Origin of the sequence: Labilibaculum sp. (genome assembly GCF_963664555.1) — a bacterium.
Taxonomy (GTDB): domain Bacteria; phylum Bacteroidota; class Bacteroidia; order Bacteroidales; family Marinifilaceae; genus Labilibaculum.
The window spans coordinates 509,961-534,198 of the sequence record NZ_OY761461.1 but is presented as its reverse complement, the minus strand read 5'-3'; the positions used below and the strand labels follow the sequence as shown (position 1 = coordinate 534,198).

The 24,238-nt window shown below is 38.7% G+C and carries 16 protein-coding genes, 2 tRNA genes and 3 rRNA genes; 7 read left to right on the top strand and 14 right to left on the bottom strand.

Annotated features, from left to right (window positions below; genetic code table 11):
* The first annotated feature begins 78 nt into the window (after positions 1-78).
* From gdhA to ACKU4N_RS02220, 7 genes are all read left to right on the top strand, one after another.
* On the top strand, positions 79-1,425 hold the full coding sequence (gene gdhA / locus ACKU4N_RS02250; RefSeq protein ID WP_321322739.1) for an NADP-specific glutamate dehydrogenase: 1,347 nt from the start codon (positions 79-81) through the stop codon (positions 1,423-1,425).
* A 140-nt stretch (positions 1,426-1,565) separates the two neighbouring features.
* A complete protein-coding gene (locus ACKU4N_RS02245) occupies positions 1,566-2,456 on the top strand; it encodes a CPBP family intramembrane glutamic endopeptidase (RefSeq protein WP_321319963.1) in 891 nt (296 codons plus the stop codon).
* A 6-nt stretch (positions 2,457-2,462) separates the two neighbouring features.
* Positions 2,463-3,263, top strand: a complete 801-nt coding sequence (gene blaOXA, locus ACKU4N_RS02240; RefSeq protein ID WP_321319962.1) for a class D beta-lactamase — start codon at positions 2,463-2,465, stop codon at positions 3,261-3,263.
* A gap of 26 nt (positions 3,264-3,289) precedes the next feature.
* Positions 3,290-3,763 carry a DUF2059 domain-containing protein gene (locus ACKU4N_RS02235; protein WP_101309602.1) on the top strand — a complete coding sequence of 158 codons (474 nt, stop codon included), beginning with the start codon at positions 3,290-3,292 and terminating at the stop codon, positions 3,761-3,763.
* A gap of 102 nt (positions 3,764-3,865) precedes the next feature.
* Positions 3,866-5,839: a Glu-tRNA(Gln) amidotransferase subunit GatE gene (gene gatE / locus ACKU4N_RS02230; protein ID WP_321319961.1), complete on the top strand. Its 1,974-nt coding sequence runs from the start codon at positions 3,866-3,868 to the stop codon at positions 5,837-5,839.
* Positions 5,839-7,221 carry a Glu-tRNA(Gln) amidotransferase subunit GatD gene (gene gatD, locus ACKU4N_RS02225; protein ID WP_321319960.1) on the top strand — a complete coding sequence of 461 codons (1,383 nt, stop codon included), beginning with the start codon at positions 5,839-5,841 and terminating at the stop codon, positions 7,219-7,221. Before gatE ends, gatD begins: the two co-directional genes overlap by 1 nt.
* 117 nt (positions 7,222-7,338) lie before the next feature.
* Positions 7,339-7,998, top strand: a complete 660-nt coding sequence (locus ACKU4N_RS02220; protein ID WP_321319959.1) for an NUDIX hydrolase — start codon at positions 7,339-7,341, stop codon at positions 7,996-7,998.
* Here the strand turns inward: ACKU4N_RS02220 and ACKU4N_RS02215 are convergent.
* The 14 genes from ACKU4N_RS02215 to sufD form a co-directional block, all read right to left on the bottom strand.
* The gene (locus tag ACKU4N_RS02215) at positions 7,987-9,321 is read right to left on the bottom strand and encodes an MltF family protein (RefSeq protein ID WP_321319958.1); all 1,335 of its coding nucleotides are present in this window, start codon (positions 9,319-9,321) and stop codon (positions 7,987-7,989) included. The two genes, ACKU4N_RS02220 and ACKU4N_RS02215, sit on opposite strands and share 12 nt — an antisense overlap.
* A 169-nt stretch (positions 9,322-9,490) precedes the next feature.
* Positions 9,491-11,467 carry a putative porin gene (locus ACKU4N_RS02210; RefSeq protein WP_321319957.1) on the bottom strand — a complete coding sequence of 659 codons (1,977 nt, stop codon included), beginning with the start codon at positions 11,465-11,467 and terminating at the stop codon, positions 9,491-9,493.
* Between the two features lie 203 nt (positions 11,468-11,670).
* Positions 11,671-11,781 (bottom strand): 5S ribosomal RNA (gene rrf, locus ACKU4N_RS02205).
* 106 nt (positions 11,782-11,887) lie between these two features.
* A 23S ribosomal RNA gene (locus tag ACKU4N_RS02200) occupies positions 11,888-14,762 on the bottom strand.
* A gap of 122 nt (positions 14,763-14,884) precedes the next feature.
* A tRNA-Ala gene (locus ACKU4N_RS02195) sits at positions 14,885-14,958 on the bottom strand.
* 12 nt (positions 14,959-14,970) lie between these two features.
* A tRNA-Ile gene (locus tag ACKU4N_RS02190) sits at positions 14,971-15,044 on the bottom strand.
* A gap of 143 nt (positions 15,045-15,187) precedes the next feature.
* Positions 15,188-16,707, bottom strand: a 16S ribosomal RNA gene (locus tag ACKU4N_RS02185).
* The 16S, 23S and 5S rRNA genes sit together here with 2 tRNA genes alongside, the layout of an rRNA operon.
* Positions 16,708-17,321: 614 nt before the next feature.
* Positions 17,322-18,311 carry a GSCFA domain-containing protein gene (locus ACKU4N_RS02180; protein WP_321319956.1) on the bottom strand — a complete coding sequence of 330 codons (990 nt, stop codon included), beginning with the start codon at positions 18,309-18,311 and terminating at the stop codon, positions 17,322-17,324.
* Between the two features lie 12 nt (positions 18,312-18,323).
* The gene (locus ACKU4N_RS02175) at positions 18,324-19,166 is read right to left on the bottom strand and encodes an alpha/beta hydrolase (protein ID WP_321319955.1); all 843 of its coding nucleotides are present in this window, start codon (positions 19,164-19,166) and stop codon (positions 18,324-18,326) included.
* Between the two features lie 249 nt (positions 19,167-19,415).
* A complete protein-coding gene (gene queG / locus ACKU4N_RS02170) occupies positions 19,416-20,387 on the bottom strand; it encodes a tRNA epoxyqueuosine(34) reductase QueG (protein ID WP_321319954.1) in 972 nt (323 codons plus the stop codon).
* Between the two features lie 298 nt (positions 20,388-20,685).
* Positions 20,686-20,997, bottom strand: a complete 312-nt coding sequence (locus ACKU4N_RS02165; RefSeq protein WP_321319953.1) for a metal-sulfur cluster assembly factor — start codon at positions 20,995-20,997, stop codon at positions 20,686-20,688.
* Position 20,998: 1 nt separating this feature from the next.
* Positions 20,999-21,430 carry a SufE family protein gene (locus tag ACKU4N_RS02160; protein ID WP_321319952.1) on the bottom strand — a complete coding sequence of 144 codons (432 nt, stop codon included), beginning with the start codon at positions 21,428-21,430 and terminating at the stop codon, positions 20,999-21,001.
* A 132-nt stretch (positions 21,431-21,562) separates the two neighbouring features.
* Complete coding sequence (locus ACKU4N_RS02155; protein ID WP_321319951.1) at positions 21,563-22,789, bottom strand: SufS family cysteine desulfurase; 1,227 nt, start codon at positions 22,787-22,789, stop codon at positions 21,563-21,565.
* A 41-nt stretch (positions 22,790-22,830) separates the two neighbouring features.
* Positions 22,831-24,192, bottom strand: a complete 1,362-nt coding sequence (gene sufD / locus ACKU4N_RS02150; RefSeq protein ID WP_321319950.1) for a Fe-S cluster assembly protein SufD — start codon at positions 24,190-24,192, stop codon at positions 22,831-22,833.
* Positions 24,193-24,238 lie beyond the last annotated feature (46 nt).

The window sequence follows — 24,238 nt, the reverse complement described above, 5'->3', positions numbered from 1 at the left end:
TCGCTGGTATTAGCGGTCACGTTCATTCACACCCAGTATAATTCATGTCTAACTTAAACATTAATTACCATGACAACTATGTTAAAGGCTCCTTCCAGCAAGGAATTTATGGACAAATTAAAAAGTAGAACACCAGGAGAAATTGAATTTCATCAGGCTGTTCACGAAGTGGTGGAGTCATTACTTCCTTTTTTAGAGGAAAACCCAAAGTACAAAACAGCTAAAATTTTGGAGAGGATTTCAGAGCCTGAAAGAATTATAATTTTCAGGGTTCCTTGGGTTGATGACAAAGGGGAAATTCAGGTGAACCGCGGATACCGTATTGAGATGAACAGTGCAATTGGCCCCTACAAAGGTGGATTGCGTTTCCACCCAACGGTAAACCTTGGTATTCTAAAATTTCTTGCATTCGAACAAGTTTTTAAAAACAGCTTAACCACACTCCCAATGGGAGGCGGAAAAGGGGGCTCAGACTTTGATCCAAAACAAAAATCGGATAATGAAGTAATGAGATTCTGCCAGAGCTTCATGACTGAACTTTGTAAGCACATAGGACCAGATACTGATGTTCCTGCCGGAGATATAGGAGTTGGAGGCAGAGAAATTGGTTATCTATTTGGTCAATATAAACGAATACGTAACGAATTTACAGGCGTTTTAACCGGTAAAGGTGCAGAATGGGGAGGAAGCCTTATTCGTCCGGAAGCAACCGGCTATGGCAATGTATATTTTGCCGAAGAAATGCTGAATACGAAAAATGACAGTCTGAAAGGCAAGATCGTAACTGTTTCCGGTTCTGGAAATGTTGCTCAGTTTACTGTCGAAAAAGTGAATGAATTAGGAGGTAAAGTGGTTACATTATCCGATTCTTCCGGTTTTATTCATGATCCGGATGGAATTGATGGAGAAAAACTTACTTACGTGATGAGACTTAAAAACATTAAACGAGGCAGAATTGAAGAATATGCCAGGAAATACAATGTTGCCTACTATCCAAACGCAAGACCTTGGGGAGTGAAGTGTGATGTTGCTTTGCCAAGTGCCACACAAAATGAAATAAATGCTGAAGAAGCGAAAATCTTAATTGATAATGGTTGCATTTGCGTTTCGGAAGGTGCCAATATGCCTTCTACTCCCGAAGCTGTAGATATTTACATTAAAAATGAAATTCTGTATGGTCCCGGCAAAGCGGCCAATGCCGGTGGTGTTGCTGTTTCTGGCTTAGAAATGTCTCAAAACGCAATGCGTTTAAGCTGGACCCGCGAGGAAGTTGACAATCAGCTTAAAAGGATTATGAAGGATATTCATACCACATGTGTTAAGTATGGTAAATCTTCAAATGGATTTGTAAACTACGTGAATGGTGCAAATATTGGCGGTTTTGTAAAAGTTGCCAATGCCATGATTGCACAGGGCATCGTATAGGTGTATACTCAATAAAAAAAAGGGTTGTTCTTTTGGGACAGCCCCTTTTTTATGTCGTCATAAATTAAGAGACGTTTATTTTCCCTTTCATAACATCAGGATTTTGTTAATTTTACCCACACAAACCAAAATCCAAATTAATGAACCCAACAAACAATGAACCAGCGATTAAAAGAGGATGGCTCAGAGCCATTTTAATTCTTCTTCCCTTTATAATATTTACCGGAATTTTTCAACTTATTGGTACTTTTGTATTGGCTCTTGCGTCGAACAAAGACCTTTTGGAAATGCTACAAAATCAGGCAGATAATTCTACTTCCTCATTCTTAGTAATTCAATTTTTTGGAACAATTGGAACGCTGTTGTTGATTTGGCTGTTTACCCGTTTTATCGATCGAAAAAAAATGATTGATTTGGGATTGTCCTTTCAAAAAAGGACAAAAGATATCATTTACGGATTACTGGCCGGTTTTATCATGATGGGAGCAGGCAGTTTAATTCTGTATTTTTCTGGAAACTTAACGTTTAATTCCATTACTTTTAATTTGATTGGGTTAGCTCAATCAGTAGTATTGTTTATTTTAGTTTCAATTAACGAGGAAGTATTTGTAAGAGGATATCTTCTTCGAAATTTCATGGATTCCATGAATAAATATATTGCCTTAATTTCATCATCATTGATATTTATGGCTCTTCATCTAATGAATCCTAATGTTTCACTTGTTGGTATTACAAATATTTTCCTTGCAGGATTACTCTTGGGAATTGGCTATATCTTCACTAAAAATCTGTGGTTTCCTTTGGCCCTTCATTTTAGCTGGAATTTTTTTCAGGGACCAATTTTCGGATTCGAAGTTAGCGGAACCAGTTCCTCCTCTCTAATATCACAAAGTATTCAAGGGAATGAAATTCTTACCGGAGGTCAATTTGGTTTGGAAGGATCAATTATTGCAACAGTTCTTTGTTCTCTTGGTATTGTATTATTTTGGATGGTATACAAAAAACAGAATGTTTTATCAACTGCAAACTAGTTTATTATGAAAACCTTACTTTCTCTTTTTTTATTGTTTATCCTTTTTGCTTGTTCACCACAATCAAATTCAATTTTAAACAATTACTCTTCTTCCGATTTGGAAGGTATTTTCAAATCAGAAAAAATCAACGGCTGTTTTGCAATTTATGATATAAAAAATGATGCAAAACTCAGCTTTAATTCGGAACGATTAGATTCGGCATTTTTGCCGGCTTCCACATTCAAAATAATTAATTCGATGATTGCTTTGGAAACCGGAGTGATTCAGGATGAAAAAGAAATCATTAAGTGGGATAGTATCGATCGTAGGTATAACGAATGGAATAGGGATCAAAATCTGGAAAGCGGATTAAAATATTCCGCCGTTTGGTTTTATCAGGAACTGGCTCGAAGAATCGGCGAAGAAAGAATGAAACATTGGGTAGAGGTATCAGATTACGGCAATAAAAATATAAACGGAGGAATCGATGTTTTCTGGTTGAGCGGAGATATTAGAATCAGTCCAAACCAACAAATCGATTTTTTAGAGAAATTATATCTCAACCAACTTCCTTTTTCACAAAAAAATCAAGAAATTGTGAAAAAAATAATGATTGTTGAACAGACTCCTGATTATACAATCAGAGCGAAAACAGGATGGGCTGCAAGAATAAACAAGCAAATTGGATGGTATGTTGGCTATCTTGAAAAAGGAGAGAATGTATATTTTTTCGCAATTAATATCGATATTAAAAATTCTGATGATGCTCCCAAAAGGAAAATCATAGTTTCCAAAATACTTGATCGTCTTCAATTAACTAAATAAAAAAACTCTCAGCAAATTAAAAAACCATGAAAAATATAGTATTGTTTTTATTTCTTACCCTTTCGACATCTACATTCGCTTCTTCGGGGCAAGAAACCAACACGTACGAAAAAGATTTAAAATATCTGTTTCAGATAAACGGATCACAAGCCAGCTATCAGGAATCAATTAAAGCGATGATTATTCAACTACGAAGTCAGGAATCAAATATTCCAACAGAATATTGGGACAAAGCTGAAGTTGAATTCGTGAATACTTCGGTTAATGATTTAATCAAAATGCTTCTGCCAATTTACCGACAGAACCTTTCTCACGAGGATGTATTAGCCATGATTGACTTTTACGAATCGGTTGCCGGAAAAAGAATTGCTCAGAAATTACCGAAAATCACCACTGAAAGTATGCAGGCCGGAATGTCGTGGGGACAAGCAATTGGGGCAAAAATAAAAGCAGATATTGAAAGTAAAGGCTACAAAATCAGATTGCCGTTTACACCCTAATTTCAAAATCAAAATTCATTAAAACAGGGGACAAACCTGAATTAAATCATTTCTTAACCAACAGATTATTAGTATTTTTTGGGGTTACTAAAAACTAACCCAATGAATACTATATTCACACCCAACAAAAACCATCTCCAAACCAAAGAACAAATTGGCTATGTCACCCGCCAGCAAGCCACCGAGGACGATTATCGTCGAATTGGTTTCATGTCCGGACTGGAAGTTCACCAGCAACTTGACACCAAAGAAAAATTGTTTTGTCACTGTCCCAGTGGTGTCTTTCACAAAAACGGAGCTTACGATGCTGAAATAATACGACATATGCGCCCTGCAATGAGCGAACTTGGCGGATATGACGGCACGGCGCTAATGGAGTTTAAAACCCGAAAAAACATTATATATCGTATCAACAACGAAACAGCCTGTACTTACGAGATTGACGATACTCCTCCATTTAGAATTAATCAGGAAGCTCTGGGAATTGCCCTTCGAATCTCACTTTTGTGCAAATTAAATATCGTAGGTGAAGTACATATTACCCGAAAACAATATTTGGATGGAAGTATACCTACAGGCTTTCAGCGAACCGCAATTTTAGGTGTAAACGGACAAATTCAACTAAGCAATAAAAAGGTGAATTTGATACAGTTAAGCATCGAAGAAGACTCTTGCCGCGAGATTTCAGACATAGGACATGAGCGGTATTATAAAACAGACCGTCTTGGCACGCCACTGATAGAAACAGTTACCGCCCCCGAACTAAACACTCCTGATGAATTACGGGAAGCTGCAGAATACATCCGTTTTTTAAACAGAAGCACCGGATTGGTTCGCACGGGAATGGGAGCAGGCCGCGAAGACGTAAATGTTAGTTGCAAAGGCGGATCGAGAGTCGAAATTAAAGGAGTTGCTCACAACAAATGGATTCCGGAACTTTCACACAATGAGGCTTTCAGACAATGGGCTTTGCTAAATATCAGAAAACTATTAATCGAACGGATTCAAAAAGAAGATTGGAGCATTCTCACACAAAAACTAGATTATCACGACTATAATTTCACATATGCCCCTTTAATTGAATGCAAAGAAAAAGAACATCAGATTATTGCTGTTAACCTTCCTGAATTTAAAGGATTACTATCGCATTTCACCCAGCCAGGTCAAAACTTTGCCGATGAAATTGCCCAGCGTTTAAAAGTAATTGCCTGTATCGAACATCCCAATTTAGTGCATTCAGAGCAAGAAGAAGAATTGCTGTCAAAAGAAGATTTTGGTAAAATACTTACCAGATTAGAATCAAATTCAAATGATGCACAATTAATTATTTGGGGAGCGAAAGAAGATATCCCTACAGCAATCGAAACAATAAAAGAACGTTGTAAAATGGTTTTTGATGGTGTCCCAAACGAAACACGCAAATCGTTGCCCGATGGAACAACAATCTTCGAGAGAGTTCTTCCGGGTGCCGATCGAATGTATCCGGATACAGACTCTGCACCAATTCCCCTATCGGATGAATACATCAATAATCTTGGTAAAGATTTACCAAATGATATTTGTGAGCGAATTAATCAAATGAATGAATGGGGAGTACCTAAAGATTCCCATCATTTTATTCTCAGTAAAGATCTGTATCCAATTATTAAAGAAATAGCTGACAGATTTCAATTCGACCCTAAAAGCATCTCAATATTTTTTGGCCACACTTATAAAAACATCATTGGAAAATATAGCATCCATCCCGAATTCAATTATCGAAAATTAGTTGGACTATTCAAATTTATTCATGAACAGGAATTACATCCAAACATTGCCCGCTACCTGCTCCCTATCCTCTACCAAAATCCAAGTATGGATTTTGCCTCCATGTTAATCAACTTAAAGTTTAAAAAAAGAAGTCTGGCCGAATTAATAGCCCCAATTGATTTTCTGGAAGAAAAATTTAAAGACTTACATCCATCAGAGAACAATGAGAATGCCAGTCACTGGATCATGGGACAATTGCATCGTCAGGCAATTGGGAATATTGAATTAAGAGAATTAAGAGTAAACATCGACAAACGACTTAACTAATGGAAGATATTTTTCAAGGATATAAAGGGATGGCTCTTGAGACCCTAAAAAAATATAGTGTCCGGGTATGGGGTAAAACACATATTGTTACCACCCGAGGCGAATTCGACGGAACAATTCTACCGAGAGCAGAAAATGATGATGATCAGCACATTGTGCTTAAAATAATAACCGGTTACAACATTGGGATAAATGTTACAACTATAAAAGAAATGAAGGAAACCGGATACAAAAAAGCCAATTATAAAGTTCCCGAAAAAGAATTTCCTTATACAGACGGACAACCAGCTGTAAAACTGTTTGGAACGGGAGGAACAATAGCATCCCGCTTAGATTATAGAACAGGAGCTGTAATTCCGGCCTTTTCACCTGGAGAACTTTATGGATCCGTTCCTGAACTGGCCGATATATGCAACCTATCTACCGAAAAAGTTTTTGCTGTGTTCAGTGAAAATATGGGGCCAAAACAATACATTTCCTTAGCCATTGCAATTGGAAAAGAAATTGAAAACGGAATTGATGGAATTATTATCGCTCATGGAACAGATACATTGCACCATACCGCAGCCGCCTTAACCTATATGGTTCAGGATTCACCCGTTCCAATTGTTTTAGTAGGTTCTCAGCGATCATCAGATCGACCGTCATCAGATGCCGCTTTAAACTTAATGCACTCAGCAGTGGCTGCCGGGCATGGTGATATTGCAGAAGTAATGGTTTGTATGTTTGGCCCAACTTCAGATGAATACGGATTTTTACATCGGGGAACCAGAGTACGAAAAATGCATTCGAGCTATCGATCCACCTTCCGGACTCTTGGCGATACTCCTTTAGCTACAGTTACCCGAAAAGGAGTTAAACCGATTAAAAAACAGTACAATCACCGACGAAAAGATCGAAACGTAAAAATCCTTCCTTACTTCGAAGAAAAAGTTACTATTCTATACTACTATCCAAATATGCAACCCGATATTATCGATGCCTTAGTTGACTGCGGATACAAAGGAATAATTATTGCAGGTACAGGACTTGGTCATGTTAACAAACCGGTTTACCCAGCCTTAAAAAGAGCAGTTGAAAAAGGAGTTCATATATTCATGACCGTTCAAACTCTTTGGGGTTACACTCACATGTTTGTTTACGATACAGGACGAGATCTACTCTCAATGGGAATTGTTCCTCTTGATAATATGCTGCCCGAAGCCGCCTATATTAAATTGGGTTGGACTCTTGGCCAAACTTCCAACCGACAAGAGGTAATTGACATTATGCAAAAACCCATAAACGACGAAACGACCAAAAGAGAACCTTATAATGGATATCTTCTCTATCAGGGTGGAGTTCCGGAAGTAGAACAATTTGTTAAAAATTTTAGAAAATAGTTTAAACCCCGATCTTTTTCGGGGTTTCTTTTTGCTGATCAAAAAAAGATTAATAATTTTTCCTTACTAGAGGGAAACATTATTCTTATCTTTAAGTACCATTAGAAAAAAGCCTTTATGAGTAATTTAGAAACAATATTTGACCTTGAACAATTTACCAGTATAGTAAACAATGAACTAAATAATGGATTACCTGGTTTCGAGGCTCAAAACCTAATGTCCCCGTCAATTCGGGATCATGCCCTTAAAACAAGTGATCCTAGTATTGCCCGGGATAGCAGTGTATTACTTCTATTTTATCCAAACGATGGTCAAATGTATATTCCCTTCATGAAAAGAACGACAGGAAACAACAGTCATAGTGGCCAAATTAGTTTACCCGGAGGAAAATATGAAGAAAGTGATGCAAACAGAACAATAACTGCAATCCGCGAAACAAATGAAGAGCTTGGTGTCGACTGCAAAAAAATAAAAATATTAGGCTTCTTAACAGAACTTTATATTCCGGTCAGCAATTTTATGGTTTTGCCTGTATTAGGCTACTGCGAAAAAAGACCTGAATTTAAATTGAACAAATTTGAAGTTGAGGAAATAATAGAAATGCCTGTATCTCAATTATTAGGAAAAGAGAACATTAGCCATTTCACCATTAACAAAAATGGATTTGAAATACACGCTCCTTATTTTCAAGCAAAAGAACACAAAATTTGGGGAGCTACTGCCATGATTTTATCCGAATTAAGAGAGATGTTTCTTCGAGCCGGACTAATTCAGTAATACAATGTTTTGGTAATTATTATAACGTTCCAAAATTTTATTCACGTACTGATAAGGCTCCGAACCACGGCAATAACCATATTTTACAACTGGATCATTAAAAAATTCCGGCTTCGATTTATTCAATAAATAATAGTCAACACTTCCCTTCCATTGATCAGGATTTTTACCATTCTTTTCAGCCAAACGTCTTGCATCCAGCACATGTCCTAATCCAACATTATAAGATGCAAGTAAAAATTTCAACTCATCCGTCCTGTCAGACAGAGTCTCATCCAATTTCCCTTTTAAATATTTTAAATGCCTAACTCCGGCATCAACATTCTCAATAGGAGAAGAAAGTGAATCAACATCGTATCTATAAGCTGTTTCGGGCATCAATTGCATTAAACCAAAAGCACCAACCCACGACTGCGCCTTAGGATCGAAATTAGATTCCTGAGAGATCAATGCCGACAGCAATCTCCAATCCCAATCTATTAGCTTCGCCTTTTCCTTAAGTAGATCATCAAAGTCCGAAATCTTACCACTTTTTACCGTAAAGTATTCACTTTGCATCATCTCTTCGATACGGCTGCTCCTAAAATATCGTTGGTAAATTCTTCTGTATTCTTTCGTTTTTTGAAAATCCATTAACCACATATTAACATCATGAGTTAAATGATTCGCTCCTTTTCGCAAGGCCCATGCCAGGTTCTGCGGCAAACTCACACTTGTCTTAAACTCGATACCCGGATAATATGAAGAATTAACCATTGCAACATTTTCATCTGCAATAGTATAATCAATCTCACCACTGGCAACCATAGATATCAGTTCCTCCACCTCCAACATTTCAACGACCACAATATCAACAGGCATTTCCATTTCATTAGAGAGTCTTAGCAAATGCTCTTGAAATGATGATCCTGCTTGTACATGAATTCGCTTACCTCCTAATTCAGACTTGTTTCTAATGAAACCAGTAGAATCATTAATAGGACTTCGCTGAATTAACACCTGTCGTGACTGACTATGCGGAATCGTGAAATTAAAGTTTTCCATGCGATCAGAAGTCACAGCTAAATTCATTCCTAATAGATCTACATCACCTCGTTCTAAAGAGGCAAAAGCAGATACCAAATCATTGTTTACAGTCAACTCCAACTTAACTCCCAGGTGTTTTGCCAAAGCTTCCAGCATTTCATATTGAAACCCCATCGTATGCCCCTTGTATACAAAGTAGTTGGTAGAATTGTAATCTGTAACTACACGTAACTTACCACGAAGCTTTACATGCTTTAACTCCACAACTGGTTTTTCCTCAATTTGCAATCCTACCATCTTACGGTTTTGATTACAAGTCTGAAGAAAGACCATGAAAATCACGGGGATAAATAATTTTAAATATTTGATTCCAGACATTTTTTCCTTTCCTAATTAAAAATTAGAAAAAATCAGATTTTCAACCTAGAAATATTTGATTCCAGTTCTTGGTTTTTATAATAAATCCTTAATTGTAAAAAGTCCAGATTAGTCCATATTTTAACATGGCTGGATTGAGAGGGTAGTGTGGAGCAACAAAATAATTTTTACTGCCTATCGACGCATTCATATGCTCATACATAACAAATATACGAGTACGTTTAATTCTAAAATTAAAGTACACATCAACCTTAGGATAATCACCAATTTCTTTCTGATCCTGTAAAAAAAACTGTCCTGTTGATGGCATATAATCAGGAGCAAAAAATGCTGTATTGTAATGCACGGCAAATCCTACTTGAAGCCCCAGTGCGCCTTTAAAAAATGTATTTTTATAATAATTATTACTATAGATTGAAAAAGTTGGTAATGGTAAAATTTTATCCTCAGATCCTTTTTGACCAACTAACTTTTGGTTTAGATAAAAGTTTCCCAATTTGAATCTTTTTTCCAAATATCCGGTCAATACCGTAATTCCTGTACCTGTTTGTTCGGGAATAGCATCCAGTCCAAAATAAGTATAATTATCTATTTGGTTAATTTGCCCACCTATTTTTAAATTCCTTTTCTCATTAAAATATTCAATTCCAAGCTCTAATTCTGTAATCTTATCCAAATTCAAATTCCACTGCTGGTTATTTCCATAATACTTAGAAAGAAAAAAATCAGGTGTTTTAGAATTTAATTTAGCAAGAACAGATACACCATGATGAATTGAATCTTTTTTTCCAATCCATTTTGTTAATTCATACTTCAGCTCAAAATCGTTTTGCTTATATCCTTCGAATACATACTTTCCTGTCGCATTCCAACTTAAGAATGAACCTGCTGAACTAAATAAACTTGCAAGAAGTTGATTGTTATGTATTTTCGTATCATTTTGATGAAAGGAAACTTCATTTACTGCCAACCTGGAGTTATACTTTCCAAAATCACTTATAATTCCAAACCTGGCACCTAAACGAATCCACTTGTTTTTATTTTCATTAAATACAAGCTGAAAGGTATTTCTAAGGTTTGAATATTCAACTTTATCAAACGTATACTTTGAATCAAAAAAGTAATTTGAATAAAAAGAATTATCGATTATCGTTTCCTTGTATCTCCTACTATCCGATTCAAAGGTAAAATTGTAAATGAAATTAATAGGATAAGAATAAGTTGTATCCTTCTCTTGAATAACTTCTCTTTCTTCACCAATACCATAGGAATGATTCATAAAAAAGTTAAAATTGGTCAATTTACTTTTAGCATCATCAAGCCGGACTTTTAAATTTTCCGAATCCTCACTTTTTTCAGTTAAGTCTGTATCTAAAGACAAACCTCCGTTTTCCTCATTACTTAGACTATTTTGATTCAAAACGAAATCTAAACCGTACCTTTCTTTTTTATAAGATGAAAAAAAGCTAAAATCATACAATTTTGTTTTCTGATTTTGATACTGTCCATCACTGGAAATTAAGTTATAACTAACTCCTACATTCCAGTTAGGATTTATATTCTGCGTTTGCAACACTCTCAATAAATTCTCCGCTTGTCCCTTAGGTCCACCTGTTTCATAATAAACACTTGTAAAAGGTGTGGTTGTGTTGTAGAATACTACATCTTCCGGTTTAAGCATGTAGTTTCTATAAGTAGAAAACGATAAGAACTGTTCATTGATATTACGATCTCTATAAATATTAGAAATATATGGAGAACCTAAATTGCCCAAATAAGTATTCGAGATACTATTTCTAAATATTGGATTGTAATTATGTTGAAAACCCAAAACTGTATCCAACTCAACAAACTCTCTTTTTGAAGCAAAATCAGTAAGTTTCCAACTCTTAATAACAGATTTCACACTATTATATCCCAAACTGTCAAGTTCGTTACCTTCCTTTCTTAATTTATCTCTATTTCCAAGTTTATCTCTTTGAGGATCACCAGGACCACCATCATACACTTGGGCATAAGAATTAAGACAAATCAAAATTGTTACAAATAGAAAGAATTGTTTCATAGCCAACAAAGATAAACAAACTGTTATTAAGTTGAATGGATTGATTCAAAATATAGGTTAAAAAACCTTAGAGAGAGTTAAAGAAGAGAATATTTGGGACTGCCCTGAATTGAAATTGATTCTGACTTTAAAAAATTACAATAAAAATTTACACATATAACAAAAAAAGAGTCTCATTCTCATTGGAACAAGACTCTTTTAAAAGTCGGCGTCGACCTACTCTCCCACCTTTCGGCAGTACCATCGGCGCTAACGGGCTTAACTTCTCTGTTCGGAATGGGAAGAGGTGGAACCCCGTTGCAATAGACACCTAAAATCATTAATCTAATATTGAGCTTACACCCGCAAGATTATATCATAGACATATCAAAAAAATTAAAGTAAAAATAGCATCCGAAAAAATTCAGCGATGAACCCCGCACTCAGAAGTATTAGGGTAATTAGTATTGCTCGGCTTTGATGTCACCACCTTTACACCTGCAACCTATCAACGTCGTAGTCTCCAACGACCCTTAAAGGAAATCTCATCTTGAGGTAGGCTTCGTGCTTAGATGCTTTCAGCACTTATCCCTTCCGAACGTAGCTACTCTGCAATGCAGCTGGCGCCACAACAGATGCACTAGAGGTTCGTCCAACCCGGTCCTCTCGTACTAGAGTCAGATCCTCTCAAATTTCCAACGCCCACAACAGATAGGGACCGAACTGTCTCACGACGTTCTGAACCCAGCTCGCGTGCCACTTTAATGGGCGAACAGCCCAACCCTTGGGACCTTCTCCAGCCCCAGGATGTGACGAGCCGACATCGAGGTGCCAAACCGCTCCGTCGATATGAGCTCTTGGGAGCGATCAGCCTGTTATCCCCGGCGTACCTTTTATCCTTTGAGCGATGGCCCTTCCATGCGGAACCACCGGATCACTATGCTCTACTTTCGTACCTGATCGACCTGTATGTCTCACAGTCAAGCACCCTTGTGCCATTGCACTCTACACACGATTACCAAACGTGTTGAGGGTACCTTTAGAAGCCTCCGTTACTCTTTTGGAGGCGACCACCCCAGTCAAACTACCCACCACACACTGTCCGTCGTTAGACGTTAGACTCCAGATAAGCAAAGGGACGTATTTCAAGGTTGACTCCACAGCCCCTGGCGAGGCCGCTTCGTAGTCTCCGTCCTATCCTACACATTACTTACCCAAAATCAATGTGAAGCTGCAGTAAAGGTGCACGGGGTCTTTCCGTCCCGTTGCGGGTAATCGGCATCTTCACCGATACTACAATTTCACCGAGCTCATGGCTGAGACAGTGCCCAGATCGTTACACCATTCGTGCAGGTCGGAACTTACCCGACAAGGAATTTCGCTACCTTAGGACCGTTATAGTTACGGCCGCCGTTTACTGGGGCTTCATTTCAATGCTTCTCCGAAAATAACATCTCCACTTAACCTTCCAGCACCGGGCAGGTGTCAGGCCTTATACTTCAACTTTCGTTTTTGCAAAGCCATGTGTTTTTGATAAACAGTCGCCTGGGCCATTTCACTGCGGCTCTCATTACTGAGAGCGTCCTTTCTCCCGAAGTTACAGGACTATTTTGCCGAGTTCCTTAGCCATGAATCACTCGAGCGCCTTAGTATACTCTACTTGACTACCTGTGTCGGTTTGAGGTACGGGCAACTTTAACCTGAAGCTTAGAGGTTTTTCTTGGAAGTAAAATTAGGCACACTATCTGCGCTGCCGTAGCATTGCAGTACTATCGACTTTCAGCTCAAGATGCGGATTTGCCTGCATCTATCATCACGTACGGTCTTCAACGAACTATTCCGTCAGTTCGCGGTGCTTTCATCTCTTCGTCACCCCATCGCAGTTAAAGCCGGTACGGGAATATTAACCCGTTGTCCATCGAGTTCGCCTTTCGGCTACCCCTTAGGTCCCGACTAACCCTGATCCGATTAGCGTTGATCAGGAAACCTTAGTCTATTGGCGTGCGGGTTTCTCACCCGCATTATCGTTACTTATGCCTACATTTGCTTTTCCAGAAGCTCCACAATGCATTACCACACTGCTTCTGCGCCGCTGGAATGCTCCCCTACCAGTTAGAATAAATTCTAAATCCATAGCTTCGGTAGTATGTTTTATGCCCGATTATCATCCATGCAAGATCGCTCGACTAGTGAGCTGTTACGCACTCTTTAAATGAATGGCTGCTTCCAAGCCAACATCCTAGCTGTCAATGCAATCTCACCTCGTTAGTTCAACTTAACATACATTTGGGGACCTTAGCTGATGGTCTGGGTTCTTTCCCTCTCGTCCGTGGACCTTAGCACCCACGGGCTCACTGCCAGATATAAGTTATAGCATTCGGAGTTTGTCTGGATTTGATAGGCGGTGAAGCCCTCGCATCCAATCAGTAGCTCTACCTCTATAACTCTCGACTCTGACGCTGCACCTAAATGCATTTCGGGGAGTACGAGCTATTTCTCAGTTTGATTGGCCTTTCACCCCTACCCACAGTTCATCCCAAGACTTTTCAACGTCAACGGGTTGGGCCCTCCACTCTGGATTAACAGAGCTTCAGCCTGACCATGGGTAGATCACCAAGTTTCGCGTCTACCCCCACTAACTTTACGCCCTATTCAGACTCGCTTTCGCTTCGACTACGGACCTGAAGCCCTTAATCTCGCTAGTGAGGAGTAACTCGTAGGCTCATTATGCAAAAGGCACGCCGTCACACCCAAAGGTGCTCCGACCGCTTGTAAGCGTATGGTTTCAGGTACTATTTCACTCCTCTATTCGAGGTGCTTTTCACCTTTCCCTCACGGTACTTGTTCACTATCGGTCTCTCAGGAGTATTTAGCCTTACCGGATGGTCCCGGCAGATTCACACAGAATTTCTCGTGTTCCGCGCTACTCAGGATACTGCTAGAGGCTTTTTGCTTACGTGTACGAGACTATCACTCTCTACGGTGTGTCTTTCCAAACACTTCCACTTCACGCCATTTCTCTTATTGCAGTCCTACAACCCCTACATTGCCGAAACAATATAGGTTTGGGCTGATCCCCGTTCGATCGCCACTACTAGGGGAATCACTTTTGTTTTCTTCTCCTCCGGGTACTTAGATGTTTCAGTTCTCCGGGTTTGCCTCCATTGCTGGATATCTATAAATAGATGGGTTGCCCCATTCGGAAATTCACGGGTCAAAGGTTATTTGCACCTCTCCATGACTTATCGCAGCTTATCACGTCCTTCATCGCCTCTGAGAGCCAAGGCATCCGCCATACGCTCTTAATTACTTCTTATTGTGTTAACAAAAAATAAATCTCGTTGCCGAAATTCATCCCTGTTTCTTTACTTTTGTTACTTCTACTTTAATTTTGTTTCAATATGTCAAAGAACTTTAAATACACCATTTGTATTTCTGTGGAGAATATCGGAGTCGAACCGATGACCTCCTGCGTGCAAGGCAGGCGCTCTAGCCAACTGAGCTAATCCCCCATAAACGTTGTGTAGTCCTGCGCAGATTTGAACTGCGGACCCCTACATTATCAGTGTAGTGCTCTAACCAACTGAGCTACAGGACTATTACTACCTATCAGCTTAGCGGTGAAAACACCCTAACGCTATGGGTTATGGTATAAATAAATTTATGAAAACAATCAGTCAGGAAATACAGAGCAATTCCTTATCGAACTACAATATCTATATTAATACTTCCAATCTCTAGAAAGGAGGTGTTCCAGCCACACCTTCCGGTACGGCTACCTTGTTACGACTTAGCCCCAGTTACCAATTTTACCCTAGGACGCTCCTTGCGGTTACGTACTTCAGGTCCCCTCGGCTTCCATGGCTTGACGGGCGGTGTGTACAAGGCCCGGGAACGTATTCACCGTAGCGTTGCTGATCTACGATTACTAGCGAATCCAACTTCACGGAGTCGAGTTGCAGACTCCGATCCGAACTGAGACCAGCTTTAGAGATTAGCATCCAGTCGCCTGGTAGCAGCCCTTTGTACTGGCCATTGTAACACGTGTGTAGCCCTGGACGTAAGGGCCGTGCTGATTTGACGTCATCCCCACCTTCCTCTCACCTTACGGTGGCAGTCTCGCTAGAGTCCTCAGCTTAACCTGTTAGCAACTAACGATAGGGGTTGCGCTCGTTATGGGACTTAACCCGACACCTCACGGCACGAGCTGACGACAACCATGCAGCACCTTGTAAATTGCTCCGAAGAGAAAGCCTATTTCTAAGCCGGTCAATCTACATTTAAGTCCAGGTAAGGTTCCTCGCGTATCATCGAATTAAACCACATGTTCCTCCGCTTGTGCGGGCCCCCGTCAATTCCTTTGAGTTTCATTCTTGCGAACGTACTCCCCAGGTGGATTACTTAATGCTTTCGCTCAGTCACGCACGGTGTATTGTGCACAACGAGTAATCATCGTTTACGGCGTGGACTACCAGGGTATCTAATCCTGTTCGCTCCCCACGCTTTCGTCCATCAGCGTCAATGTTAGCTTAGTGAGCTGCCTTCGCAATCGGTGTTCTACGTTATATCTATGCATTTCACCGCTACATAACGTATTCCGCCCACCTCAACTAAATTCAAGGCCTTCAGTATCAATGGCAGTTCCGGAGTTGAGCTCCGGGATTTCACCACTGACTTAAAAGCCCGCCTACGGACCCTTTAAACCCAATAAATCCGGATAACGCTTGGATCCTCCGTATTACCGCGGCTGCTGGCACGGAGTTAGCCGATCCTTATTCTTACAGTACCTTCAGTTCACTACACGTAGTAAAGTTTATTCCTGTAAAAAAGCAGTTTACAACCCATAGGGCCGTCATCCTGCACGCGACATGGCTGGTTCAGGCTTGCGCCCATTGACCAATATTCCTCACTGCTGCCTCCCGTAGGAGTCTGGTCCGTGTCTCAGTACCAGTGTGGGGGACTATCCTCTCAGACCCCCTAAGCATCATAGTCTTGGTGAGCCGTTACCTCACCAACTAACTAATGCTACGCATGCCCATCTTTTACCTCCGTAGATTTAATATCCAAACCATGCGATTCAAATATATTATGCGGTATTAATCCAAATTTCTTTGGGCTATCCCCCAGTAAAAGGTAGGTTGCATACGCGTTACTCACCCGTGCGCCGGTCTCTAAGCAGCAAGCTGCTTATACCCCTCGACTTGCATGTGTTAGGCCTGTCGCTAGCGTTCATCCTGAGCCAGGATCAAACTCTTCGTTGTATAAAAACTTTTGTTATAATTCTGCTCATGAATGTATTAAAGTTATCGTAATTCTTTATTGACAAGGTATTATTCTTGTATTTACCTAACTTGTTGTTTCCAATATTTTCAAAGAACTTTTCCCGGCCGTTTTTCCCTTACTTAAAAAGGCAACCTGTTCTAAAATTTCATTCTTAATAAGACAGCCGTTGCTGTCCCTAAAAGCGAGTGCAAAGATAAAGAAATAAATCCTAAACTTGCAAATCTTTTTTTAACTTTTTTTTTCAAGCTAATCTCACTGCAAACCCCACGTTTCCTAGTGGCTCACGAGTTCGTTAACTCTTAAAGCGGGTGCAAAGATAAATCATTTAATTCAACATATCCTAATCCCAAAGTAAAAAAATTTCAAAAAAAATAAACCAAGGCTTTTGTGAAATCAAAATCACTCCCAAAAACACTAAAAAAACCAGGCACCTTCCGTTGAAAGCGGTGCAAAGATAAACCATTATTTCTCCCAATTCCTAATCAAAATTGAAAAGTTTTCTACAAAAAGAAATAGCTGCCTGATAATCAGAAGCTATTTTTTTATCCGAAAGAGAGAAACAAAATACAAAATTCAATTGAGAATGTCCATACTAATGGTGAAGATTTTTTAATAATAGTGACTTTTCTTTATCAAAAACAATATTTGGGTATTGACTCTCTAACTTCCCCACATCACGTAAAGTACTGGTAATAAACTGCTGATGACTAATCGTGTCTGGATTAAAGGGCCGATGACTGGCCGCCGAAACAATTTTATCGACCCGTTTCATCACGGCAAGTGTTTCATTCTCCATATATGTATCAACAAAACGAGTCCAAATATAATTAACAGATGTAGTATTCATATGTAACATGTCCTCTGCGTAAAACCGATAGTCTCTTAATTCATCCATTACAATTTCGTAAGATGGAAAGTAAGACACTTGTTCAAAGAGCTCAACCAACTGCTCAATTGCCAGAAGCAATGTTGCTTTACTAAGCTGATTTCCATGAGCTCCATCCTTCCAATGTCGGATTGGACTCACCGTAAATACAATTTTTAGGTCTGGATTAAAAATTGCCAAAGAGACAATCAATTTTTTATAAAATTGTACAATTTCATCAACATCCAAGCGGTAACGATGAAATTCCCTGGCAGGTAATTTATGACAATTAGAAACTATCTCTCCAGTATCGAGCAATTCATAAACCCAGGCTGTTCCGAATGTAATGTAAAGAACATCTGAATTTGCCAAATCCAATGATGACTTTTTAATTTCAGTATTGATTGCATCTAAACATTCGTTTACATCGGCATTTGAGAATCGCCCATGATGAGAAAAACTAAACCACATATCATTAGCGAAATTTAAATCTTCCTCACGAAACTTTTTGTTCTCTATTAGTATTTTCAGACTATTGCCAACACTTATCGGATTGTATATTACTCCAAATGGATTAATATTGACATCAAATTTATATTTACTCAGTTGCGCTCCAATATTCTCGGTAAAACAAGAACCCAACATGATTGCTTTTGAATTGTAATTCAACTTATCTCTCGATTCAGAAATTTTCACCTCAGTTCTAAAATTTGCCATCTTCTAAATTATTTAGTTTTTCTCTTCCAATCGAGCTTCTAACCAATTAATAATATCAACAAAAACCTTTTGCTGACAAAATTCATTATGCAATTCATGATAAGCTTTATCGTACTGAATATAGGTGCACAAATCCTCAACTCCCTCTGAAAAAATCTTACTGGCATTTGGATCTGTTATCTGATCACCACTGCCATGAAGCAGCAATAATGGCTTTTTTACTTTATCCGGATTCCGCAAAACACCGTATCCGGCATCATATGCGTCGACAAATAATCTGAATGAAACCATGTGATGCACCAATTCATCCTCATCATATTTAATGCACACCTCCTTATTATGAGATAACATTTTAGTATCAAAACTCGTTTTTACACTTAAAAAAGGAACTAAATTCGCCAACACTCTAAGAATAGACATTGCTGTTTTAGGGGGTGCTGCCTGTGTAACAATCCAAGGTGAAGTAGAAATGACTCCTAAATAATCCGACTTTCGCGAAATTAAATGATTTAAAACCTCTCCTCCTCCCATGCTATGACCATATAAAAAGCATGGTATATCCTCAAAATGCTTTTTTACTTCTTCCAGCGCGAAATCAACATCATCCATTAATTTTTCGTAAGAGGCAATAACTCCTCTTTTTCCATCAGACAAACCATGGCCCCGCTGGTCGTAACTTAAAACAGCAATGTTCTTTTCCACAAATTGTTCAGCCCAATCGTGATATCTGGAGGAATGCTCGCCGATACCATGCACCAAACAAATTACTGCTTTGGGTGCAGCAAGTGGTTGCCAAAGCTGGAAAAACAACTTGCTTCCTTTATCTGTATTTGCATGATAAATATAGTGCTCCATTAAAAGAATTGTTTTCGTTATTTTTTCAAAATAATAAATGTAACAAAATTATAGGGGGAATTCAACGTCCTCTTGCTCTCCTTAATCGTTCCCAAGCATTCCTTAAGGGGTCTCACCCTCAGTTTATGTGTTCTCATCTATTCCTTTCACGTTCTCTTCCATTTTTTACCGGTTCTCTTCTCTTCCTTACAGGTGATCGTGCACTCCTTGGCATTGCTTACCTATTGCTTAACGGTTCCCTTCCTCAGCTTAAGGGATGTTGTCGATTCCCGGGGTATTTTCAGTGTTTGTTTCGGTAAGAAAATCGAGATTGCGTTTTAATCCTTTGAATTTTGTTCGTTTCACAGCCGAATTTTTGAAGATCTCCGCAAATTTATGAGTATCCATTTGTTCCCATTCTGCTTTTGACAAAGAGAGCAGTTCTGGATTTGGTTCAAATTCGGGAACGGAATGAGGTTTTGCCATGCGATTCCATGGACACACATCCTGACAAATATCACAACCAAATACCCGGTTTTCGAATTTCCCATTCATTTCTTCAGGAATTTCACCCTTGAGTTCGATGGTGAAATAGGAAATACATTTGCTTCCATTAACTACGTAAGGCTCTGTAATTGCTCCGGTAGGACAAGCCCGAATGCATTTACTGCAACCTCCGCAAAAATCAATTTCCTTGGTTTCCTCATATTCCAATTCCATATCGATTAACAATTCGCCCAGAAAAAGAAACGAACCGATTTTACGATTGAGAAGCAATGAGTTTTTTCCTATCCAGCCTAAACCTGCCTTTTTTGCCCAGGCATGTTCCAATACTGGAGCTGAATCGACAAATGCTCGACCCGAAACTTCGCCAATTTCTGCATTGATGTATTCCAAAAGTTGATTTAATCTATCCTTTAGTACGAAGTGATAATCTTTTCCATAAGCATATTTTGCAATTACCGGTGCTTCGGAATCATGCTGCTGTTCTTTGGGGAAATAATTTAAACCAACAACAACAATCGACTTTGTATTTTCGACCAACAAACGGGGATCCAGTCGCTTTTCGATATTGTTGGCCATATACAACATCTCACCATGATATTTTTTATCTAACCAAGATTGTAAATTCTCTTTTTCATCCGCCAGAAAATCTGCTTTTGCGATTCCACAAAGATCCAAACCAAGCTCGATAGCTTTGGCTTTTATGAGGTTTGATTTTGCAGTGAGAGTAAGATTCATGGTGCTAAATTAAGAAATAGAACTGAAAAATTAATGTTATTCCAATTACCCTCATTTCCCTAAAGGGGACTTTGACTGACAATTTGTACAAAATACGAATTTCAAAATCATAGGAATTACTCAAAAAAAGAACCATTTTGCGTTAGGGATTGAAGTGCTTACCCCACAGCGAAGAATGAGCGAGGAGTAAAAACGGAAAGCCCGACCTGAGGAACGAAGGAAACGCCCAAAACAAAAATCAGAAACCAAATTCGTAGAAACTAAAAAAGGACTGTAAAAAAACAGCCCTTTGATATATTTAGAGAAAACCCAATTCGAGTTTTGCTTCTTCGGTCATCATATCCTTGTCCCAAGGTGGATCGAAGGTTAACACAACGGTTACATCTTCGATTTGCGGCAACGATTTTGTTCTTTCGTTCACCTCTTCCAAAATTTGGTCGGCCATCGGACAGTTTGGAGCTGTAAGAGTCATTGTGATTTTAACCTCATCTTCCTCGTACAGATCAATTTCATATATCAATCCCAGATCGTAAATATTCACTGGAATTTCCGGATCGTAAATGGTTTTTAAAACCTCAACGATTATTGCTTCTGTTTCCCTTTTTCCCATCTTATTTTGCTTGTTTGCTTACATGACTGAAAGCAATTCCATACATTTTTATTTGTTTTACCATGGAAACCAACCCATTAGAGCGGGTAGGAGATAAATGTTGCTTTAAACCGATTTCGTCAATAAATTTTAAATCGGCATTCATTATGTCTTCAGGAGTTTGATTGTTGAAAACACGAATTAACAAAGCTGCAATTCCTTTTACGATAATTGCATCGCTGTCGGCCTCCAATTTGACTACACCATTTTCGAGTGATGCATTGAACCAAACTTTAGACTGACAACCCTTTATCAGATTCGATTCTGTTTGATATTTCGCATCTAAACCGGAAAGATCTGTTCCCAACTCAATTAGATAGGCGTATTTGTCCATCCAATCTTCAAATCCTGCAAATTCTTCAATTATATCTTCCTGAATTTCGTTTATTGTCATACTATAGATTTTAGATATGAGATTTAAATCAGAGAAAAGATTCCCTATTACAAATCTGCGAACGTATCTAATTTATATTTTTTCAGCCGAAAGTTACAATAATTTTCTATCTGTGAAAATCTAACCCACGGACTATTTTACTGCAAACATTTTGCAAACTTTCAAAATGCCATTACAAAGTACATCTATTTCTTCCTTTGTATTGTAAAAGGAAAATGAAGCCCGAACTGTCCCGTCGATTCCAAAATGCTGCATTACCGGCTCGGTGCAATGTGTGCCGGTTCTTACTGCAATTCCCATTTGGTCGAGCAGCATTCCCATATCATAGAAATGAATTCCTTCCACCAAAAATGAAATTACGGAAGTTTTTTTAGCTGCAGTTCCATAAATTCGTAAACCATCTATTGAAAGTAACTTTTCAGTTGCGTATGTCAACAGTTCCTGTTCGTAGTCATCGATATTTTCAATTCCAATACTCTCCACATATTCAATTGCAGCACCCAATCCGATTGCATCGATATAATTTGGCGTTCCAGCTTCGAATTTATAAGGTAGTTCGTTGTAGGTTGTTTTTTCGAAAGTAACTTCCTGAATCATTTCACCTCCACCTTTCCAAGGTGACATTTCATTCAGCAATTCTTCCTTGCCGTATAAAACACCAATTCCGGTTGGTCCGTAAATTTTATGTCCGGAGAACACCAGAAAATCCACATCCAAATCCTGAACATCGATTTTTTTGTGCTGAACCGATTGAGCGGCATCAATTAAAACACGAACATTTTTAGCATGCGCAATCCCGATTATTTTACGGATCGGATTAATGGTTCCCAATGAATTGGAGATGTGATTTACCGCAATAATTTTTGTACGATCCGTAATTAAATCATCCAATTTCTCTATCATCAATTCCCCTTGATCGTTAAAAGGCAATACTTTTAAAGTTGCTTTTTTCCGTTCACAAATTAGTTGCCAGGGCACAATATTGGAGTGATGTTCCAATTCAGAAACAATCATCTCATCGCCTTCCGAGATAAATCGATCGCCAAATGAATTGGCAACCAGATTAATTGATTCGGTGGCTCCGCTGGTGAAAATTACTTCATGCGAATGTTTTGCATTGATGAAATTCTGTACAATTATTCTTGCATTCTCATTTCCATCGGTGGATTTGTTGCTCAGGTAATGAACACCACGGTGAATATTGGAATTGTACCTGTAATAATACTCGGTCAACTTATCAATTACCTGACGAGGCTTTTGAGTTGTTGCCGCATTATCAAAGTAAACAAGAGGCTTGCCGTAAATCAATTCCCCAAGAATGGGAAAATCTTTACGTATTTTATTAATATCTATTGTCATTCTATAAGAGAATCAAGTACATCGTACCAAAATTAATTAATCTAATTTTTGCAGGCAATCGCACATGTATTGCATTTTGATATTTCACCTCTCAATCTTGTATCAACCAATGCATCAATTCGATCCTTAAGCGGTTCAACTCTAATTTTTTCAATTATTTCGTGAGCAAAAGCAAACATCAACATCTGACGGGCTTCTTTTTCATCAATTCCTCTTGCACGAAGATAGAACAATGCATCTTCATCCATCTGACCAACTGTGGCTCCATGACTACATTTCACATCATCAGCATCAATAATCAACTGAGGTTTTGTATTGATTTGAGCGTCATCGCTCAACAACAGATTGTTATTTGACTGATAAGCCAATGTTTTTTGAGCATCACGACGAACATAGATCCGCCCTGAAAATGCTGCCGTTGCTTCGCCATCCATAACTCCTTTGAAATGCTCGTTGCTTAAGCAATTCGGTTTTGAATGATCTATCGATGTAAAATTATCAACATGCTGTTTGTTGTCCATCAAATACATTCCGTAAGTATTGTTTTCACAATGCTCGCCATCCAACAATACATGATGATTGTTGCGAATGGTTCCTCCGTAAAGAGAAATGGTATTGGTCAGCACATTTGAATTCTTATCCTGACGAATAAATGTTGAATTCAGAATAACAGAATTTAAATGCTGATTTTGCAAGGTATACAAATCAAACACGGCATTTGATGCAACATTTACCTCTGTAACAGAATTGCTTAGGTATTTATGATGTGTTAAAGTATGATCACAAACAATAATTTTAGCCTGAGCATTCTCTTCAATCACAAACAAATTACGTTGAGTTGCCATTAAATCGCGATCAGATCTCAAAAGATTCACCACTTGAATTGCTCTTTCAATCACAACACCTTTGGGCACATAAATGAATAAACCATCTTTTGCCAAAGCTGTGTTTAATGCTACAATGCCATCCTCTTCGGGCTTGGCATACTTGCCGTAATGTGCATTAAAAATATCAGGATATTTTTGTGCTGCCTCCTGAATACCACAAACGATAACTCCTTCGGGCAATTCGGTAAGCACTTTATTGTTGCCATAAAACCATCCATTCGTTAGCAATACCATATTGGTATCCAACTCAGGAACATCGCACTGAAAGATATCATTCAGGTCAACATCCACTTCCATATAGCGAAGATTCACATTATACGGATGATCGAATGCTGGTATTAGGTTGGTGTATTTGTAATTCTCGTTGGCACGAGTAGGAACGCCTAATTTCTGAAACTGAACGAAAGCTTTTCCACGAGCCTCATTCATGCAAGCAGAAGAACCATTCGAAAGCAATTCTTTGCCTTGTTCGAACAGATCAGCGAAATCCTTATTTATTGTATTTATGTCGGCCATGTTTTTTTTAGATATTAGATCTGAGATTTGAGATTTGAGAAATGAG

Coding starts and splice junctions, on each gene's coding strand:
- gdhA (WP_321322739.1), top strand. CDS start 79: ATGTTAAAGGCTCCTTCCAGCAAGGAATTTATGGACAAATTAAAAAGT.
- ACKU4N_RS02245 (WP_321319963.1), top strand. CDS start 1,566: ATGAACCCAACAAACAATGAACCAGCGATTAAAAGAGGATGGCTCAGA.
- blaOXA (WP_321319962.1), top strand. CDS start 2,463: ATGAAAACCTTACTTTCTCTTTTTTTATTGTTTATCCTTTTTGCTTGT.
- ACKU4N_RS02235 (WP_101309602.1), top strand. CDS start 3,290: ATGAAAAATATAGTATTGTTTTTATTTCTTACCCTTTCGACATCTACA.
- gatE (WP_321319961.1), top strand. CDS start 3,866: ATGAATACTATATTCACACCCAACAAAAACCATCTCCAAACCAAAGAA.
- gatD (WP_321319960.1), top strand. CDS start 5,839: ATGGAAGATATTTTTCAAGGATATAAAGGGATGGCTCTTGAGACCCTA.
- ACKU4N_RS02220 (WP_321319959.1), top strand. CDS start 7,339: ATGAGTAATTTAGAAACAATATTTGACCTTGAACAATTTACCAGTATA.
- ACKU4N_RS02215 (WP_321319958.1), bottom strand. CDS start 9,321: ATGGTAGGATTGCAAATTGAGGAAAAACCAGTTGTGGAGTTAAAGCAT.
- ACKU4N_RS02210 (WP_321319957.1), bottom strand. CDS start 11,467: ATGAAACAATTCTTTCTATTTGTAACAATTTTGATTTGTCTTAATTCT.
- ACKU4N_RS02180 (WP_321319956.1), bottom strand. CDS start 18,311: ATGGCAAATTTTAGAACTGAGGTGAAAATTTCTGAATCGAGAGATAAG.
- ACKU4N_RS02175 (WP_321319955.1), bottom strand. CDS start 19,166: ATGGAGCACTATATTTATCATGCAAATACAGATAAAGGAAGCAAGTTG.
- queG (WP_321319954.1), bottom strand. CDS start 20,387: ATGAATCTTACTCTCACTGCAAAATCAAACCTCATAAAAGCCAAAGCT.
- ACKU4N_RS02165 (WP_321319953.1), bottom strand. CDS start 20,997: ATGGGAAAAAGGGAAACAGAAGCAATAATCGTTGAGGTTTTAAAAACC.
- ACKU4N_RS02160 (WP_321319952.1), bottom strand. CDS start 21,430: ATGACAATAAACGAAATTCAGGAAGATATAATTGAAGAATTTGCAGGA.
- ACKU4N_RS02155 (WP_321319951.1), bottom strand. CDS start 22,789: ATGACAATAGATATTAATAAAATACGTAAAGATTTTCCCATTCTTGGG.
- sufD (WP_321319950.1), bottom strand. CDS start 24,192: ATGGCCGACATAAATACAATAAATAAGGATTTCGCTGATCTGTTCGAA.